General features: G+C 33.4%; 1 protein-coding gene. It reads left to right on the top strand.

Translation table 11 applies throughout. The annotated features are described in order from the left end of the window. The first annotated feature begins 18 nt into the window (after positions 1–18). Positions 19–525: an SMI1/KNR4 family protein gene (locus Q0772_RS16220; protein ID WP_298347010.1), complete on the top strand. Its 507-nt coding sequence runs from the start codon at positions 19–21 to the stop codon at positions 523–525. The last annotated feature ends 143 nt before the right edge of the window (positions 526–668 follow it).

The raw sequence follows: 668 nt of genomic DNA, 5'->3' as shown, positions 1-668 counted from the left end.
TTGTGTGTAATGTGAGCAATGAAAGATTTAAGAAAAATTATAGAACTGATTTCAAAAGACTCTAATTGTAGAGTTTTTAAACCGAATAATGAATTAATTGTCGACAAAAAGATTCCAGAGGATTTGGATTTATTCTTTAAACTGACCAATGGAATTAGTCTATTTGAAGATGAATCTTTTGGAATCAAAATAATTGGAAAAGAAGACTTCATTTCAACCAATGAATATCTATATCCAAAAGACGACGTTATATGGGAGGAACTAGAAGGAGATGTAACTAATGAGTGGTTTTTAATTGCCAAAAGTCCAGAATTAGCTCAATATATTAGTGTTGACCTGACCGAAGAAAACTTTGGAAAGTGTTATGACAGTTACTTATCAACTCACGGAGAAGAAGGAATGTCTGAAATAATAGCTAACGGCTTTACGGAGTTACTTTGGAACTTATATAATAGTAAAGGAAAAGGAGAGAGTTGGTATTGGAATGAAAATACGTTTGAGAAAATTGGAGATGCATTCGATTAAAAAAACACTACACACAACAAAGTATAAAAATAATTGCTCGGCCTGTGGCTACTCGGAAAATCCTGCGGATTTTCCTCTGGTTCGACGACTTTTGCTAAATTAGTTACCAAACCACGCAACTATTCTTATACGTAACCGTTGTG

The organism is uncultured Algibacter sp., from assembly GCF_947490405.1.
In the GTDB taxonomy this organism is placed as follows: Bacteria; Bacteroidota; Bacteroidia; order Flavobacteriales; family Flavobacteriaceae; genus Algibacter_B.
Note: the sequence above shows the minus strand (reverse complement) of the source record. Positions and strands in the feature narration are given on the sequence as shown.